Source organism: Undibacterium sp. MH2W (assembly GCF_049340215.1).
In the GTDB taxonomy this organism is placed as follows: Bacteria; Pseudomonadota; Gammaproteobacteria; order Burkholderiales; family Burkholderiaceae_D; genus Undibacterium.
Genome location: NZ_JBMPPA010000004.1, coordinates 436,461 through 453,038, shown reverse-complemented (window position 1 = coordinate 453,038; position 16,578 = coordinate 436,461). Strand labels below are relative to the sequence as shown.

At 50.2% G+C, this 16,578-nt stretch carries 15 protein-coding genes; 14 read left to right on the top strand and 1 reads right to left on the bottom strand.

Going from position 1 to position 16,578, the window contains the following annotated elements; translation table 11 throughout:
• The first annotated feature begins 8 nt into the window (after positions 1-8).
• From ACO0K2_RS12635 to ACO0K2_RS12570, 14 genes are all read left to right on the top strand, one after another.
• Positions 9-326: an urease subunit beta gene (locus ACO0K2_RS12635; RefSeq protein ID WP_423019276.1), complete on the top strand. Its 318-nt coding sequence runs from the start codon at positions 9-11 to the stop codon at positions 324-326.
• Complete coding sequence (gene ureC, locus ACO0K2_RS12630; RefSeq protein ID WP_423019274.1) at positions 323-2,020, top strand: urease subunit alpha; 1,698 nt, start codon at positions 323-325, stop codon at positions 2,018-2,020. The genes ACO0K2_RS12635 and ureC overlap by 4 nt, the downstream gene beginning before the upstream one ends.
• 49 nt (positions 2,021-2,069) lie before the next feature.
• Positions 2,070-2,588: an urease accessory protein UreE gene (gene ureE / locus ACO0K2_RS12625; protein WP_423019272.1), complete on the top strand. Its 519-nt coding sequence runs from the start codon at positions 2,070-2,072 to the stop codon at positions 2,586-2,588.
• Complete coding sequence (locus tag ACO0K2_RS12620; protein ID WP_423019270.1) at positions 2,588-3,268, top strand: urease accessory protein UreF; 681 nt, start codon at positions 2,588-2,590, stop codon at positions 3,266-3,268. The genes ureE and ACO0K2_RS12620 overlap by 1 nt, the downstream gene beginning before the upstream one ends.
• Before the next feature lie 49 nt (positions 3,269-3,317).
• Positions 3,318-3,989, top strand: coding sequence for an urease accessory protein UreG (gene ureG, locus ACO0K2_RS12615; RefSeq protein ID WP_423019268.1), 672 nt, complete (start codon positions 3,318-3,320; stop codon positions 3,987-3,989).
• Between the two features lie 50 nt (positions 3,990-4,039).
• Positions 4,040-4,657, top strand: a complete 618-nt coding sequence (locus tag ACO0K2_RS12610) for a HupE/UreJ family protein (protein WP_423019266.1) — start codon at positions 4,040-4,042, stop codon at positions 4,655-4,657.
• A 248-nt stretch (positions 4,658-4,905) separates the two neighbouring features.
• Positions 4,906-5,802 (top strand): dihydrodipicolinate synthase family protein, encoded by an 897-nt coding sequence (locus ACO0K2_RS12605; protein WP_423019264.1) that lies wholly within the window; start codon positions 4,906-4,908, stop codon positions 5,800-5,802.
• Positions 5,803-5,814: 12 nt separating this feature from the next.
• Positions 5,815-6,951, top strand: coding sequence for an NAD(P)/FAD-dependent oxidoreductase (locus ACO0K2_RS12600; RefSeq protein ID WP_423019262.1), 1,137 nt, complete (start codon positions 5,815-5,817; stop codon positions 6,949-6,951).
• Positions 6,948-7,229: a 2Fe-2S iron-sulfur cluster-binding protein gene (locus tag ACO0K2_RS12595; RefSeq protein ID WP_423019260.1), complete on the top strand. Its 282-nt coding sequence runs from the start codon at positions 6,948-6,950 to the stop codon at positions 7,227-7,229. Before ACO0K2_RS12600 ends, ACO0K2_RS12595 begins: the two co-directional genes overlap by 4 nt.
• Positions 7,216-8,514, top strand: a complete 1,299-nt coding sequence (locus tag ACO0K2_RS12590; RefSeq protein ID WP_423019258.1) for an FAD-dependent oxidoreductase — start codon at positions 7,216-7,218, stop codon at positions 8,512-8,514. The genes ACO0K2_RS12595 and ACO0K2_RS12590 overlap by 14 nt, the downstream gene beginning before the upstream one ends.
• 112 nt (positions 8,515-8,626) lie before the next feature.
• Positions 8,627-9,571, top strand: a complete 945-nt coding sequence (locus ACO0K2_RS12585; protein WP_423019256.1) for an AEC family transporter — start codon at positions 8,627-8,629, stop codon at positions 9,569-9,571.
• Between the two features lie 385 nt (positions 9,572-9,956).
• Entirely contained in the window at positions 9,957-11,492 is a 1,536-nt protein-coding gene (locus ACO0K2_RS12580) for an efflux transporter outer membrane subunit (RefSeq protein ID WP_423019254.1), read from the top strand.
• A gap of 52 nt (positions 11,493-11,544) precedes the next feature.
• The gene (locus tag ACO0K2_RS12575; RefSeq protein ID WP_423019252.1) at positions 11,545-12,672 is read left to right on the top strand and encodes an efflux RND transporter periplasmic adaptor subunit; all 1,128 of its coding nucleotides are present in this window, start codon (positions 11,545-11,547) and stop codon (positions 12,670-12,672) included.
• Positions 12,673-12,683: 11 nt separating this feature from the next.
• Complete coding sequence (locus tag ACO0K2_RS12570; protein WP_423019250.1) at positions 12,684-15,773, top strand: efflux RND transporter permease subunit; 3,090 nt, start codon at positions 12,684-12,686, stop codon at positions 15,771-15,773.
• A gap of 81 nt (positions 15,774-15,854) precedes the next feature.
• Here ACO0K2_RS12570 and ACO0K2_RS12565 read toward each other — a convergent pair whose 3' ends face one another.
• On the bottom strand, positions 15,855-16,496 hold the full coding sequence (locus tag ACO0K2_RS12565; RefSeq protein WP_423019248.1) for a TetR/AcrR family transcriptional regulator: 642 nt from the start codon (positions 16,494-16,496) through the stop codon (positions 15,855-15,857).
• Positions 16,497-16,578: the final 82 nt, after the last annotated feature.

Genomic DNA, 16,578 nt, shown 5'->3' with positions numbered 1-16,578 from the left:
GAGTACTTATGATTCCTGGTGAAATGTTCGTCGCTCTGGGCGATATCGAACTCAACGTTGGCAGACCGACGGCGACCATCGTCGTGGCCAATAGTGGTGATCGCCCCATTCAGGTGGGGTCCCATTTTCATTTTTTTGAAACCAATCCCTTTTTAAAGTTTGATAGAGACGTCGCCTATGGCATGCGCCTCAATATCGCAGCCGGTACTGCTGTCCGCTTTGAACCTGGCCAGCAACGCACAGTAGAGCTCGTTGCGCTCGCGGGTGATCGTCAAGTGTACGGATTTAATGGCCTAGTCATGGGACCATTGAAAGGATCGTTATGAAAATCTCCCGTCAGGCATATGCAGAAATGTTTGGCCCAACGACTGGCGATCGTTTGCGGCTCGCAGATACCGATTTATTGATTGAAATTGAAAAAGATTTCGCGATTTACGGCGAAGAGGTCAAGTTCGGCGGCGGCAAAGTGATTCGGGATGGCATGGGGCAATCCCAGCGTGCGCACGCAGACGTCATGGATACCGTCATCACCAACGCCGTTATTCTCGATCACTGGGGCATTGTGAAAGCAGACATTGGTCTCAAAAATGGTTTGATCGCATGCATCGGTAAAGCCGGTAACCCCGATATCCAGCCTGGGGTTGATATGGCGATTGGTGGTGCAACGGAGATTATTGCCGGCGAAGGGATGATTGTGACAGCGGGTGGCATCGATTCGCACATTCACTTTATCTGTCCTCAACAAATTGAAGAAGCATTAATGAGCGGTGTTACGACCATGCTTGGCGGCGGTACGGGGCCTGCGGTAGGTACTGCGGCGACGACCTGTACGCCAGGACCTTGGCACCTTCATTCGATGCTGATGGCGGCCGATGCATTTCCGATGAACCTTGGTTTTTTAGGCAAAGGGAATGTGAGCCTGCCGCTGCCGTTGGAAGAGCAAATCCGTGCCGGTGCTATTGGCTTAAAGCTCCATGAGGATTGGGGCAGTACACCCCAAGCGATTGATAATTGTCTGACAGTGGCTGATCGCATGGATGTGCAAGTGGCGATCCACAGCGACACCCTTAATGAAGGTGGTTTTTTAGAGCATACACTGGCTGCTTTTAAAGATCGTACGATCCATACTTTTCATACAGAGGGTGCGGGTGGTGGACACGCGCCGGACATCATTGCTGCAGTAGGGCAAGGAAATGTTTTGCCATCTTCCACGAATCCGACGCGTCCGTACACGGTCAATACGCTCGATGAACATCTCGATATGCTTATGGTCTGCCACCATTTAGATCCGGCGATTGCTGAAGATATCGCCTTTGCGGAGTCGAGGATCCGTCGAGAGACTATTGCCGCAGAAGATATTTTGCATGATATCGGCGCAATTTCCATGATGTCATCTGATTCCCAAGCGATGGGCCGGGTGGGGGAAGTCGTCATGCGGACCTGGCAGACGGCACACAAAATGAAGCAACAGCGCGGCGCATTACCTGAGGATCAATCTGGTAATGATAATTTCCGTGTCAAACGGTATGTTGCTAAATACACGATCAATCCTGCAATTACTCATGGCATATCGCACGTCGTTGGCTCAATCGAAGTGGGAAAAATTGCGGATATCGTTTTATGGAAACCGGCTTTTTTCGGGGTAAAACCATCGATGATTCTCAAGGGCGGCATGATTGCCGCGGCGCAGATGGGCGACCCTAACGCGTCGATTCCAACACCGCAGCCAGTACATTATCGGATGATGTTTGGCGCATTTGGTGGTGGCTTGAAAAAATCCTTTACCTTCGTCTCTCAGGCAGGATACGACGCGGGATTGGCTGAGCAATTAAAGCTCAGTAAAACTCTCATTCCGATCAAAAATACCCGACATGTCCGCAAACAAGACATGATTCACAACGCACTGGTTCCAACGATGGAAGTCGATCCTGAGACGTACGAGGTTCGCGCCAACGGTGAATTGCTGGTGTGCGAGCCGGCGAAGGTACTGCCGATGGCACAACGGTATTTTTTGTTTTAACACAGGATGTTGAATAACCTTTATTTCAGACAAGGATGATGTAATCACCATGTTGACACTTCATACAAAAACAGAAAAAGCAGAAAAAATTGATGGACAACTGATTTTGCCCTACGAGTTACGCGAAAAATCTCGTCTCAGAGCACATTTGGTGAGTGGAGAAGACGTCGCGGTATTCACCGTTCGCGGCACAGTCATGCGCGATGGTGACTTGATGTTAGGAAACGATGGACGTGTGATTCAGGTGCTGGCGGCACCAGAGCCAACGTATAAAGTGGAATGCGACCATGCCTTTGCCTTATTGCGCTGTGCGTTTCATTTAGGTAACCGCCATACGCAGGCACAACTGGGGGACGGTTATTTGCGGATTCGTAAAGATCTCGTCCTGAAAGAAATGCTACAGGGCTTAGGGGCGAGGGTCACGGAAGAAATGGCGAGTTTCGAGCCAGAAGCCGGTGCTTACGGTGGCGGTCATCATCATGGTGGCGATGATATGCATCCACATAACCCGCTTGCGCCGATTCCTTTGCGTCAACGGATCCATCGTCCATCCGATAAGTCTGACTAATGCAATCTGCAGCCTTATTACATCTGCTTCAGCTAGCGAGCCCATCCTTACCGATTGGCGCTTATAGTTATTCGCAGGGGCTTGAGTCAGCCATTGAGCAGGGACTGGTACGTAACGAAAACAGCGCAAGGACATGGATTACGACGTATTTACATGAGATTGTCGCCACGTTTGAAGCACCCGTGTTGTGGCGCTTAATCGATGCTTTTCAACGACGGGATCAAGAACAGGTGCGTTATTGGAACAGTGTCTTTATCGCCGCACGCGACACCGCCGAATTTCGCGCTGAAAGCATTCAAATGGGGTATTCGTTAGGAAAATTGGTGGGTGAGCTGCGTATTGCAGACGAGCAGTTGATGGCAATCTTGCTTGCGCAATCCGAGTTACCTTTACCGACCTCGCTAGCGTGTGCCGCTGTGGCGCTGGAGGTGCCTGCCCCGTCGGTGGTGTTAGGGATGTTGTTTTCGTGGGCGGAGAATCAAGCGTTGGTCTGCGTGAAATCGATACCGCTTGGACAAGTGGCTGGTCAACGTCTTTTGTTATCACTGCGTCCTGAATTAGAGGCCGCTGCGCAAACGGCGATGTCACTGGCCGATGATGAGTTGTCGAATTGGGCGCCGGGATTGTCGCTGTTATCGATGCAACACGAAGTGCAATACAGCCGCTTGTACCGTTCATAAACGGATGGCAAGGGTATTGTCTACATAGAAAAGAAAGAAGCAAATAGCAATGAACTCGATAAAAACTGAATTAAGTCCGGCTCACCATAGCGCCGACCATGCTGCTGCCAATCCATTACGTGTCGGTATCGGCGGTCCTGTCGGCTCTGGTAAAACAGCCTTATGTGAAATGCTGTGCAAGCGCATGCGTGATGACTATGAAATGGCGGTGATCACCAACGATATCTATACAAAAGAAGATATGGAAATCTTGTTGCGTGCCGATGCCTTACCGGCTGAGCGTCTGATGGGAGTGGAAACGGGGGGGTGTCCCCATACCGCCATCCGTGAAGATGCATCAATCAACCTCGAGGCGATTGCACGGATGAGCGCTGATTTTCCGGATCTGGATTTGATTTTGGTGGAATCCGGCGGCGATAACCTCGCGGCAACCTTCAGTCCCGAATTGTCGGATTTGACGATTTATGTCATTGACGTGGCGGGTGGTGAAAAAATTCCTCGTAAAGGGGGGCCTGGGATTACGCGCTCTGATTTGTTGATTATCAATAAAACCGATTTGGCACCGCACGTGGGCGCCAATCTCGACATCATGGCGCAAGACGCCAAGCGGATGCGCGGTGCACGACCTTTTGTGTTCACCAATTTGCGGACAGGCGATGGCTTAGAAGCGGTGGTTGCATTTATTCGCGAGCAGGGCATGCTTGATGTTGCGCATCCCTGATACTGATAGAAATACAGTTGTTGTTTTTTAATTGAAGGAGTGAAAACAAAATGAACTCGAAACGTAAAGCAGCGTTAATCAGAGGTGTTGGGTTGTGCAGCTTGTTGGTGGTGGCTTTGCCGGCGTCGGCGCACATCAGCGTGATGCACAGCGTTGGCGGTTTTGAAGCGGGACTGATGCATCCATTAACAGGATTGGATCATTTGTTGGCAATGTTAGCAGTTGGGATGTGGGCAGCAAAGAATCCTCGTCCAGCACAATGGTTATTGCCGGTGGTGTTTCCCTTACTGATGGCGCTGGGTGCGCTGGCGGGGATCTCGGGGTTGATAGTGCCTGGTATTGAGGCAGGTATTGCGGCGTCGGTGTTGGTACTTGGCTTGTGTATCGCGCTGACAGTGCGTATGCCGGTGTCGGCGAGTGTGGGTTTGGTGGCATTATTTGCTGCAGCACACGGCTACGCACACGGTGTAGAGTTGCCTGCTGGTGCCTCGGGTGCTTGGTTTAGCGTTGGCTTTTTATTGGCGACAATTGGCTTGCACGCTGTCGGATTTTTTGCGACACGCTCTCTATCCCAGATGACTTCCAGCAAGCAGGCAAATACTGTCTACCGCGGTATCGGCGCTGCCATCGCAATGATGGGGGTCTATTTTTTCAGCACGCTTGCTTGATATTTTACTGGTCGTAATACGTTCAGCGTAGTCCGATAAACAATTCTTCAAGGCTTTTGACTAACGAGTCAAAAGCCTTTTTTCTTGTGCTGTGATCCCAACAATGATCCCAACAATGGCATGGGTTCTATTGTGCAGATTTCGTCATGTACTTCGGTGACATTGGTCAAGACTTGGGGTGTACTGCGACCTACAATGCGTAGTATCGAGTGAATTATTTCAATGTAGGTAACGACAAGGAGACGACGATGTGGCGTGGCGTGATACCGGCGGTAACAACTAAATTTACCCCGCAGGATGCACTAGATTTCAATGAAATGGAGCGTTGCTTTCGGTACCTGATGGAAGCGGGCTGTGACGGCTTGATCGCGTGTGGCTCCCTTGGCGAAGGACCTTTGCTTTCGCATGCGGAGCGTATTGATGTTCTCAAGCTGACGAAAGCTGTTACCGGAAGCCGACCTGCGATTTTAACGGTAGCAGAAGCAGCGACCCGCGATGCGTGCGCATTGGCAGAAAAAGGGGCGCGTGCTGGTGCTGATGGTCTGATGGTTGTGCCAAGTACGATTTACCACAGTAACCACAAAGAGACCGTTGCGACCTTGCGTGCCATTGCGAACGCTGCTGATCTGCCGATCATGATTTACTCTAACCGTCTTGCTTATCGTGTTGATGTCACGACAGATATGCTCGAAGAAATTGCCGACGACAAACGTTTTGTGGCAGTGAAAGAATCGTCTGATGATATTCGACGTACAACAGAAATTATTCGTCGTCTTGGTCATCGTTATGATCTGTTCACTGGTGTCGATAATCTGGCCTTTGAAGCCTTGACTGCAGGTGCCATTGGTTGGGTAGCTGGTTTGGTGGTGGCATTTCCGCATGAGACTGTAGCGATCTATCGTTTAATTCAAGCGGGACGTTATGCCGAGGCGCTCGATATTTATCGCTGGTTCCGTCCTTTGCTTGATTTGGATGTGTCGACTTACTTGGTACAAAATATCAAATTGGTCGAGGCATTGGTGATTCAATCGAATGAGCGTGTCCGCGCACCACGTCTTCCGTTAGAAGCGGATTTGCGGAGCCGAGTGGAAGACATTGTGCGTACTTCCTTGGCGACACGTCCGACCTTGCCATCCTTTGCCTAACGGGCGGTCGCTGTGCAGCCGGATGTCATTGTTGTTGGTGGCGGTATCATTGGTGCGTCCTGTGCGGTGAGTTTGCAGCAAGCAGGCATGCGCACGCTGTTGATTGAGGCTGCGCAGCCTGGTTGTGGTATTACTGCGGCGGGGATGGGGCACCTTGTTGCGCTCGATGAAAGTGTGCAAGAACTTGATCTTTGCTTATTCTCGCTCAAATTATGGCGGGACTGGGTCGATCAACACCCCGGGATCGGACAAGTCGTCCAAACTGGCACGCTATGGGTAGCAGAAAACGACGCACAATTGATCGAAGCGCAGCAGCGCGCAGAGCGCTTAAACCAACGGCAATGGCAAGCGGAGGTAATTCGCCCAGAAGACCTCTCTCAGCTTGAACCTGCACTGCGCCAAGGTCTTGCTGGCGCTGTACGTGTTACTGGGGATAGTGTCGTCTACCCACCGGTTATTGCGTATCGAATGGCGCACGACCTTGTCCAACTCGGTGGGCAATTGTTATGCGGTCAGCGTGTGAACTCCTTGCGACAAGGTTCCGGAAGCTCTGTGAGCGTGATGCTGGATGATGATCGTCAGTTCTCTGCGCAACATGTCGTCGTTGCGGCAGGCCTCGGCACCACAACGTTATTACCAGAGATACCAGTGTTTCCAAGAAAAGGGCATTTAGCGATCACGGATCGTTACCCCGGTCGCCTTCGCCATCAGATCGTTAGCATGGATTATGGTCAGCACAATATGACCGAAGATGGCTTGAGTGTCGCCGCCAATGTTCAGCCCCGTGCGACGGGGCAGTGGTTGATTGGTTCTAGTCGTCAGGATGGCCAGTCGGATACGCAAGTGTCTCCTGTGGCAATCGGGGCCGTGTTGCAATCGGCGATTCGCTTGTTGCCGTGTCTCGCTACGATGCATGTGATTCGATCATGGGCCGGAATGCGTCCAGCATCGCCCGATGGGCAGCCGATGATTGGTGCACATCCCCATCGTCCTGGGGTTTGGATTGCCACTGGACATGAAGGCTTAGGCGTCACGACTGCCTTAGCAACAGCCGATATGCTGACGAGTCAACTCTTGGGAAAGACAACAGCGATCGACGCTGCCCCTTATACGCCATCGCGCTTTTTCAATGGAGTGACTGGAAGATGATTGATGTGCAGCACAGGCAGACACCGTTTCAGGTTTGTTTAAATAGGGAGTGGATCACAGTACAACAGCCAATGACGGTGGCAGCACTGTTGTTGTCCAAAAATACGCTCGCAACCAGAGCCGCCGTGTCAGGCGCTACTCGCTTCGCCGTTTGTGGCATGGGGGTATGTCAAGAATGTCGCGTGACGGTTGATGATCAACCACACCAACTTGCCTGTCAGGTCTGGTGCAAAGAGGGTATGGTGATTGAGACTGGAGGTGAAAATGCACGCGACTAATCTGACATCGCAGGAAATCATTACATCGATCTTAATCGTTGGCGCTGGCCCGGCTGGCATTGCCGCGGCGGTCGCTGCTGCTGCGCACGCCCAAGGTATCGTGATTCTCGATGAAAACAGTGAGGCTGGCGGTCAGATTTGGCGTCGTGGTCTTGATGCGTCTCATCCGCAAGGCGCCGCGTTATATGCGCAATTGGTGGAGCAGCCTCATGTGCAATGCGTGTTCGGCGCGCGCGTGATTGCCGTCGTGGATGCGCATCGGCTCATGGTAGAAACACCGCATGGTGTCAAGATCATTCAGTGGGACAAATTGATTGTATGTACCGGGGCAAGAGAACTTCTCTTGCCGTTTCCGGGATGGACATTGCCTGGAGTGACGGGTGCGGGTGGTCTACAAGCATTGATTAAATCCGGTGCCGATTTATCTGGACGACGCGTCGTTGTTGCAGGTACGGGACCGCTATTGCTGGCTGTCGCGGCGACCGTGAAAAAAGCAGGTGGGGAGGTGGTTGCGGTGGTTGAGCAACGTCCCTTATCGCGTTTATGGACTTTTGCTAGTGCACTCTTTTTTCATCATCGTCCCAAATGGTGGCAGGCCTTAGGCTTGCTCTGGATGATCAAGCCGTGGCGATATAAGCTTGGCACGGTGGTCAGTGCAGCCCAAGGCGTGACGCAGGTGCAATCTGTGAGTCTACAAACTGATCACGGTTGTGAAGAAGTGGCGTGCGATGTGTTGGCGTGTGGCTTTGGTTTGCGGTCCAATCTGGCATTGGCTGATGTGTTGCTTTGCCAGTCAATCGATGGAGCGATCACCGTCAATGAGCAGCAGCGTACGAGCCAGCCTCATATTTGGGCTGCAGGTGAAGCAACAGGCATTGCGGGTGTTGACAAGGCGCTGATCGAAGGTCGCATCGCAGGCTTCAGTGCGACGGATCAGCCACTATCTACCGAAGATATGGCTAAGCGAAACCATGCCCAGCATTTTGCGCGTCTTTTGCAAAAAACATTCAATGTCGACCCGCGTTTAGCACAATTATGTCAGCCCGACACCTTGGTATGTCGATGTGAGGATGTTGCTGCGAAAGAGCTCACGCCATTTTCCGATTGGCGGACAGCCAAATTGATGACACGGGTTGGTATGGGCGCTTGTCAGGGGCGAATCTGCGGCGCGGCATGTGAATTTCTGTATGGATGGGAGGCGCCTGAAGCACGTCAACCCGTATTTCCTGCGAAGGCTTCAAGTTTAGCCATGTTGGCAGAGCCATTACCGAAATCCCGCCAATAAACGTCTTGTACTGATCCTTCGGAAAGAAAGTGTTGGCGGATTGTTCAAGTGATTCCGTTTTCTGAGCGGCAGGGCGTTATAAAATGATTACCTCTTTGCGTTTTCATTCATTATGTTTCCCCTTTCCATATTGATTTCAAAATTGGTCCCCGCTTATGTCTATGTGCTGGCAGGGTATGTCGTCAAGCGTCAGACACCGCTCCGAGAGAAGTTGATTGCGAATTGCTTGTTTTATGTCTTCATTCCCATCACGGTATTGAAAGGCGCTTTGTCTTCGGATGCCGGTCATTTTTTCATTCTTACTGGGCTAGCGCTGATAACGAGCTGTAGTTTGGCTGTCGCCGGCTATGCCCTGCGTCGTCAGTTTGCAGATCGTTTGGCACCGGGGATGGTTTCCTGTTTATTTAGTTATTTGAATATTGGTTGGTTTGGCATCCCGATCGTGCAGGCCGTGTATGGGGCCGAGGGTGCTGCCATCATGACGGCTTTTTATGTGGGGGGGATGTTATTTGGAAATACGATTGGCTATTCATTGGCGACCGCTGACGGCCGTTCTTGGTGGAGTGGGCTCTCGAAGTTGACCAAGATCCCCTCTATTTATGCTGTCGTGATTGCCGCGGGGATTCGGTTGTGTATTCCCGGTGCGGATCAGTGGTTATTAAAAGAGGGCGGATTCGTGCTAAGTGCTGGCACGCTGATGACGTCGATATGTGGCATGGGCTTGGTCGGGATGAGTATCGCTCATACACAACTCCGTCACATTCCTTGGGCCATGCTGGGTAAGCTGTTGGCATCGCGCTTTGTCTGTATTTTGCTCATTACAATGACTCTGCAGTCGATATTGGTGCCACTTGGCATCATAACTTCGTTAGATGCCAAGATTTATCTCTTGTTCGCTGCGTTACCTATTGCCGCTAATTTGCTGGTTTTTTCCGCAAAAGACAACAAAGGGCACGCTGAATATGCATTGGTTGGGATTGCATTATTTGCGTCAACGGTATTGTCGTTTGTGTTGCTACTTGCCGCGATTTCAGTACCGCATTTGCTGTTTTCCTGAACAAGCTTGAATCATGCTTTAAAAATAATTCCTTCAAAGTATTGTTTGCTTTAGGAAATAATGCGGTCGCTGCTCTACACCTATTCGTTGTTGTTGACATTGATCTGGCGCTAATGCGCTTGCCATTTTGCGTTCACTTGGGGCAAACTTAAGACACTTTTTTTACAATTTGAAACCCCTTGTCACGATTTAATGGGGTAGTTGTTGATAAGGCATCAAAAAGCGCGTCACGCCTCTTTCTCTCCGACGCCGTTACATTGTGTAATAAGCAATCCAAAATCTAGTGTATGATGTTAATGACTTTTGAGTCAGTTTTATGAGACTCAATTCCTCATTCCCAACCTAATTGTGTATTTCAGGAGTGTGAAAATTGAAAAAAGCAAGGATGTTCAAAAAAAGTCCCCTACGTGCACTCGCTACAAATACTGGTAGTGCACTAGTAACGGGATTGCTTATCAGCGGGTGTGCGGTTGGCCCCGACTTTCATTCGCCGGCCGCGCCGGTGAGTTCCGATCAGTACTCTTACGGTGGCGGTAGTGCTGTTAAAGAGACAGTGGCAACGAAGGGCTTTGCCGGGCAGTCGCAAAAGCTGTCGACAGGACAGGAAATTCCCGCTGCGTGGTGGGAAGTGTTTCATTCGGAAGCGTTGGATAAGCTGATCCGAGAATCACTGAAACACAGTCCAACATTGTCCTCAGCACAAGCTGCTTTGCGTCAGGCACAAGAAAGCTACAATGCCCAAGCAGACGCAACGCTCTATCCGAGTGTCACCGGTAATTTGCAAGCCCAACGTGAACACGCATCAGCCGTGTCAACCAATATCCCTGGCGGGACGATTCTGAACCTCTACAATGCGTCGGTGAATGTATCGTATTCCGTCGACGTATTTGGTGCAAATAAACGGGGTTTGGAAAGCTTACAGGCAGGTGTGGAATATCAACGCTTTCAAGTGGAAGCAACGTATCTCACGTTGACTTCTAACGTTGTGACAACAGCGATTCGCGAAGCATCATTCCGTGCGCAGTTAAAAGCGACCCAAGATATTCTTGATGCACAGACAGCGCAGTTAGCGGTGATTGAGAAGCAATTCTCGGTTGGTGCCATTCCGAAGGCGAGTTTGTTATCGCAACGTAATTTAGTCGCACAAACTCGCGCCAGTGTGCCCGCTCTCCAGAAATCACTCGATCAGACCCGTAACCAGTTAGCAGTGTTGGCTGGCAAGTTACCTGGCGATGCCGATTTGCCGGAATTCCATCTTGAGACCCTGCAATTGCCGCAAGAATTGCCGGTCTCTGTGCCATCGGCATTGGTGCGTCAGCGTCCAGATATTCGCGCCGTAGAGAGTTTGTTGCATCAAGCGAGTGCACAAGTAGGGGTGGCAACTGCAAACCAATATCCACAATTTACCCTCACTGGCAGTTACGGATATACCTCGACAGATTCAAGCAAACTCTTTACCAATAACATGAGTTTCTGGAATCTCGGCGGCGGTTTAGCGGCGCCAATCTTTAATGCCGGTGCCTTGTCCGCAAAACGCCGCGCTTCAGAGGCGGCATACGACCAAGCCGCTGCACAATATCGGTCGACGGTGTTGTCTGCATTCCAAAACGTCGCCGACACGCTGCGCGCGTTGGAATTGGATGCGCAGACGCTCAAGCAACAGGCAGACGTAGAATCATTGGCGAAGGACACCTTGGATCTGACAACCAAACAATACAAATTGGGTGGGGTGAGCTCGTTGGCACTCCTCGACGCCAAGCGTACTTATCAGACTGCCCGGATTAATTTGGTGCAGGCACAAGCAAATCGTTATGCGGACACTGCTGCTTTATTTCAGGCGATGGGCGGTGGCTGGTGGAACCGGCCTGAGCTAGAGGACATTTCCAAAGCGGAAACTGCCACGAGTAAAGCGTCACAGTAATCAAAATAAACCGATATTCCATTTGAATTTTGAAATGTAAGGGGAAGTGTTCATGACTAAGCGTATGTTCATTATGCTAGGCAGTGTGGTGGTGTTGATCGCCGTGCTGGCTTTTGGCAAATTTCTGCAAATTAAACAATTGATCGCGAGTGCCCCAAAACCAGGCGCGCAGACAGTGTCTGCTGCGAAGGCTGAAGTGCTTGAATGGCAGCCACAGATTGCGGCGGTTGGTACGGTGAGTGCCTTCCGTGGTGTGGACTTGAGTTCGGAAGTAACAGGTCTGGTTCGTGAGGTGTTGTTTAAATCAGGTCAGAACGTTAAACGCGGCGACTTGTTAATTCAACTCAATGCTGACGCTGATATCGCTCAGTTGCATGCGTTAGAGGCAGCTGCAGAATTGTCCGCGACAGTATTGAAACGTGATCAAGCGCAATTGGCTGCTGAAGGCGTGAGCCAAGCGCAAGTAGATGCTGATGCTGCTGATTTAAAAAGCAAGCGTGCACAAGTTGCCCAACAAGCAGCCTTGGTAGAGAAAAAATCGATTCGCGCACCTTTCAACGGTCGTCTCGGTATCACGACAGTCAATCCTGGCCAGTACGTCAATACAGGCGACAAGTTAGTGACATTGCAAACGATTGATCCAGTGTATGTCGATTTCTTCGTACCGCAAAAACAAGTGAGTGCATTGAAAGTCGGACAAAATCTGAAGGTCATAAGCGACGCGTTTGCTGGTCAAGAGTTCACTGGTCAGGTCAGCTCGATTAGTCCGAAAGTTGATACGTCCAGCCGTAATGTCCAAGTGCAAGCAACCCTGAGCAATCAGAAGCAATTGTTATTGCCAGGCATGTTTGCGAATGTGGCATTGGATGTGGGTGATAAAAATAAATTTATCACGTTGCCACAAACAGCGATTACCTATAACCCTTATGGCTCGACCGTTTTTGTCGTCAAGGACGGGGACAAAAAGGATGAGAAAGGTAATCCAGTTCAAGTGGCACAGCAGGTATTTGTCACAACAGGTGCAACACGCGGTGATCAAGTTGCCGTACTGACGGGTATTCAAGCTGGACAAGTGGTTGTGACGAGTGGACAGTTGAAATTGAAAAACGGTACGCCAGTGCTGATTGATAATTCTGTGCAACCTAAAAACAACCCGAATCCAACTCCGCAAGAACACTAAGAGGAGCTACGATGAAATTTACCGATATTTTTATCCGGCGTCCGGTGCTTGCCATGGTGGTGAGCCTGCTGATCGTCGTGCTCGGTTTGCGTTCCTTGTTTAGTTTGCCGATTAACCAATACCCTCGCACACAAAATGCGGTGGTGACGGTATCGACAACCTACTACGGTGCCGACGCGCAAACTGTCGCTGGCTTTATTACCCAGCCACTCGAATCTGCCATCGCGCAGGCTCAGGGTATCGATTATTTGTCTTCATCCAGCAGCAGTGGTGTGTCGACGATCACCGCTACTTTGCGTTTGAACTACGATGCTAATCGTGCGTTGACGGAAATTAACACGCAAGTTAACTCGGTGAAAAACCAATTGCCAGCGCAAGCGCAAGAACCTGTGTTGACCGTTCAAACCGGCCAGACCACAGATGCGATGTACATGGGTTTTTACAGTGATACTTTGCCGACCAATAACGTCACGGACTTTTTGATTCGTGTTGTGAAGCCAAAGCTCGATTCGATTGAGGGTGTGCAGACGGCTGAATTATTAGGTGCCCGTCAATTTGCCTTGCGTGCTTGGTTAGACGCCAAGAAAATGACGGCGATGGGCGTTACAGCAGCTGATGTGAGCGCCGCCTTAACCAGCAACAACTACCTGACGGCGCTTGGTGCGTCTAAAGGTCAAATGGTGACAGTGCCGCTGACAGCAGGAACGGACTTGCACTCGGTGGAAGAGTTTAAAAAACTCGCCGTCAAACAAAATGGCGATGCCATTGTTCGTTTAGAAGATGTCGCAACCGTTACACTGGGTTCCGAAAACTATGATTTCAACGTTGCGTTTAGTGGCGTACGGTCCGTGTTTATTGGTATCAAAGTAGCGCCTGAGGCGAACATTCTTGATGTGGCTAAACGTGTTCGTACCGCGTTCCCGCCAATCCAGTCCCAATTGCCAAACGGCCTGACGGGGCAGATCGTGTATGACTCAACAGAGTTTATTAATACATCGATTGAAGAAGTCGTTAAAACCTTGCTAGAAGCACTCGTGATTGTGACGGTGGTGATTTACCTCTTCTTGGGTAGTTTCCGCGCGGTCATGGTGCCAGTGATTGCGATGCCGTTGTCATTGGTGGGTACTTTCTTTGTGATGCTGATGTTTGGCTATTCGATTAACTTGCTGACCCTTCTCGCGCTGGTATTGGCGATTGGTCTGGTGGTTGACGATGCGATTATTGTGGTCGAGAACGTCGATCGTCACATGAAAGAAGGGAAGTCAATTCTTGATTCGTCCTTAATCGCCGCACGTGAATTGGGTGGACCTATTCTGGCGATGACCGTGGTATTGGTGGCGGTGTATGTGCCGATTGGTTTCCAAGGCGGTTTGACTGGTGCGCTCTTTACTGAGTTTGCCTTCACACTGGCTGGCGCTGTGGCTGTTTCTGGGATTGTGGCGTTGACCTTGTCGCCGATGATGTGTTCTCGTTTTTTCTCGGCGGATCAAAACGAAGGTCGTTTTGTGAAGTTCATTGATCATACGTTTGAACGTGTCCGTGGTCGTTATTTGCGTATTTTGCATAGCCTGCTCAATACCTGGCCTGTGCTGATCGTGATGAGCTTGATCCTGATTGTTCTTTTGGGTCTGATGTTCAAAATGTCGCAGTCAGAATTGGCACCAGAAGAAGATCAAGGCATTGTGTTGTCACAGGTCGTCGGTGCACCAACAGCCACATCCGATCAGATGCAGACCTACGCGGATCAGGTGTTCAAAATTGGTCACGATATGCCTGAATACAAGCAAATGTTCCAAATCACAGGCGTGCCAACCACCAATGCCGGTATCGGTGGTGTGCTGCTGAAAGACTGGGGCGAACGTACCCGCAGTGCAAAGGAAATTCAACAAGATCTGCAAGCAAAATGGAACAAGATCGCCGGTGCTCGTATTGCGGCGTTCCAGTTCCCCGCCTTGCCGGGTTCTTCAGGATTGCCAGTTCAATTCCTGATTACCACGACGGAACCTTTTGAAAATCTGAATACCATCGTGCAACAAGTGATGGACAAGGCACGTGCTTCGGGTAAGTTCTACTTCATGGACGTTGATTTGAAGTTGGATAAGCCACAAGCGACATTGGAAATGGATCGCGACAAAATTACGGCATTGGGCATGACACAACAAGGTGTTGGCCAAGCGCTTGGTGCAGCATTGGGCGGTGCTTATGTGAACTACTTCTCGATTGCTGGTCGTTCTTACAAAGTGATCCCTCAAGTGCAACAAGTGGATCGGCTGAATCCAGATAGTTTGCTTGATTTCAATATCCGTACTCCATCTGGAACAATGATCCCGGCCAATACCGTGGCGCATTTCTCTTACAGCGTCGTTCCTGAAGCGATCAACCGTTTCCAACAGTTGAATTCGGCAACCATTTCAGGCGTGGCAGGTGTATCGCAAGACGAGGCATTGAGCTACTTGAAAGGTCTTGTACAAGAAGTTGCGCCGACCGGTTATACGGTTGACTACGCTGGTCAGTCACGTCAGTTCATGAATGAATCCGGTGGCTTCTTGGTGACGATGGCGTTTGCGGTGATTATTGTGTTCTTGGCTTTAGCGGCACAATTTGAAAGCTTCCGTGATCCTGTGATTATTCTGGTCTCTGTACCACTGGCGTTATTTGGTGCGATGATCTTTATTTTCTGGGGATTCTCATCCGTCAATATTTATACGCAAGTGGGTCTGGTGACCTTGATGGGTCTGATTAGTAAACACGGTATTTTGATCGTTGAGTTTGCGAATCAATTGCGTAAAAAAGGCTTGAGTAAGCGTGATGCGATCGAAGAAGCCGCCGGCGAACGTCTGCGTCCGATTTTGATGACAACAGCCGCGATGGTGTTTGGTGTGATCCCATTGGTGATCGCGTCTGGCGCAGGTGCAGCAGGTCGTCATGCGATGGGACTGGTGATCTTCACTGGTTTGTCGATCGGTACGTTGTTCACGTTGTTTGTGGTGCCAGCGATGTATGTCTTTATCTCTGGAAAACACGAAGCCGATGTGCCAACTGGAACTTCAGCTGGAACCCCAGCAGCATTGGATGCTTCAGCCAGCTCTCCCGCCGTTTAACGCGACGTTCTCATAAAAAAACCCGTCATGTATGTGACGGGTTTTTTTTCGTCTACGGCGTCAAGTCATGTTCTTCGTTTATTACTCGCAGCTTGCCAGTGTCATGATGGATTTTTTCAATGCAGCATGGACCGCAAGCATTTCCGTTTTCTGTGTTTGGCGATGGTAACGGAAAAGCATGAGACCTTCGACCTGCGCGACGATCAATGTGGCGCGGAGTGTGTACTCCTCGTCCGAAATGGCAGGATTAAGACCCTGTATAAGTTTGAAAATGGCTTTACGTTCTCGCGCGATCATTTTGTCCATCAATGCAGAGGCAAACGGATGGCGTGCCGCTAGTGCCCAAATTTCGAAAAACATGCCGTATGTCACGGGATTACTGAGTTCTTCTAAAAACATCGTAATCGCCGAGTTCAATTGCTCTATGCGGGGTTGCTGTTGCATGACGTTGGTAATGTGATCGAGCTTTTCCTGAAACTGATTCATCGTCATGAGTAAAACCGCCTCCATCAGCAGATCTTTACTCTGAAAATAATGCTGGACGTTGCTGAGGCTAATGCCCACTTCGCTAGCAACTTTGCGCATCGATAGTCCTGCATACCCTTCGCTGGCGAGAAGATGACGCGCCGCTTCGAGGATTTCGTTGATTCTGCCCAATCCCTTTTCTGTCGTGCTGGAGGATTTGTTTTTGATCGAAGTATGGAGAGGGTTTTGTATCATCATGCAGCTCGGCTGGGACTTGGATTGATTGTGTTGTGTTGTGTTGTGATGCGGTGCAACTTGAATTCACATTGACAAATAGTAC

Excerpts from the sequence above, each read along its gene's own strand:
- ACO0K2_RS12635 (WP_423019276.1), top strand. The coding sequence starts at position 9 with ATGATTCCTGGTGAAATGTTCGTCGCTCTGGGCGATATCGAACTCAAC.
- ureC (WP_423019274.1), top strand. The coding sequence starts at position 323 with ATGAAAATCTCCCGTCAGGCATATGCAGAAATGTTTGGCCCAACGACT.
- ureE (WP_423019272.1), top strand. The coding sequence starts at position 2,070 with ATGTTGACACTTCATACAAAAACAGAAAAAGCAGAAAAAATTGATGGA.
- ACO0K2_RS12620 (WP_423019270.1), top strand. The coding sequence starts at position 2,588 with ATGCAATCTGCAGCCTTATTACATCTGCTTCAGCTAGCGAGCCCATCC.
- ureG (WP_423019268.1), top strand. The coding sequence starts at position 3,318 with ATGAACTCGATAAAAACTGAATTAAGTCCGGCTCACCATAGCGCCGAC.
- ACO0K2_RS12610 (WP_423019266.1), top strand. The coding sequence starts at position 4,040 with ATGAACTCGAAACGTAAAGCAGCGTTAATCAGAGGTGTTGGGTTGTGC.
- ACO0K2_RS12605 (WP_423019264.1), top strand. The coding sequence starts at position 4,906 with ATGTGGCGTGGCGTGATACCGGCGGTAACAACTAAATTTACCCCGCAG.
- ACO0K2_RS12595 (WP_423019260.1), top strand. The coding sequence starts at position 6,948 with ATGATTGATGTGCAGCACAGGCAGACACCGTTTCAGGTTTGTTTAAAT.
- ACO0K2_RS12590 (WP_423019258.1), top strand. The coding sequence starts at position 7,216 with ATGCACGCGACTAATCTGACATCGCAGGAAATCATTACATCGATCTTA.
- ACO0K2_RS12585 (WP_423019256.1), top strand. The coding sequence starts at position 8,627 with ATGTTTCCCCTTTCCATATTGATTTCAAAATTGGTCCCCGCTTATGTC.
- ACO0K2_RS12580 (WP_423019254.1), top strand. The coding sequence starts at position 9,957 with ATGTTCAAAAAAAGTCCCCTACGTGCACTCGCTACAAATACTGGTAGT.
- ACO0K2_RS12575 (WP_423019252.1), top strand. The coding sequence starts at position 11,545 with ATGACTAAGCGTATGTTCATTATGCTAGGCAGTGTGGTGGTGTTGATC.
- ACO0K2_RS12570 (WP_423019250.1), top strand. The coding sequence starts at position 12,684 with ATGAAATTTACCGATATTTTTATCCGGCGTCCGGTGCTTGCCATGGTG.
- ACO0K2_RS12565 (WP_423019248.1), bottom strand. The coding sequence starts at position 16,496 with ATGATGATACAAAACCCTCTCCATACTTCGATCAAAAACAAATCCTCC.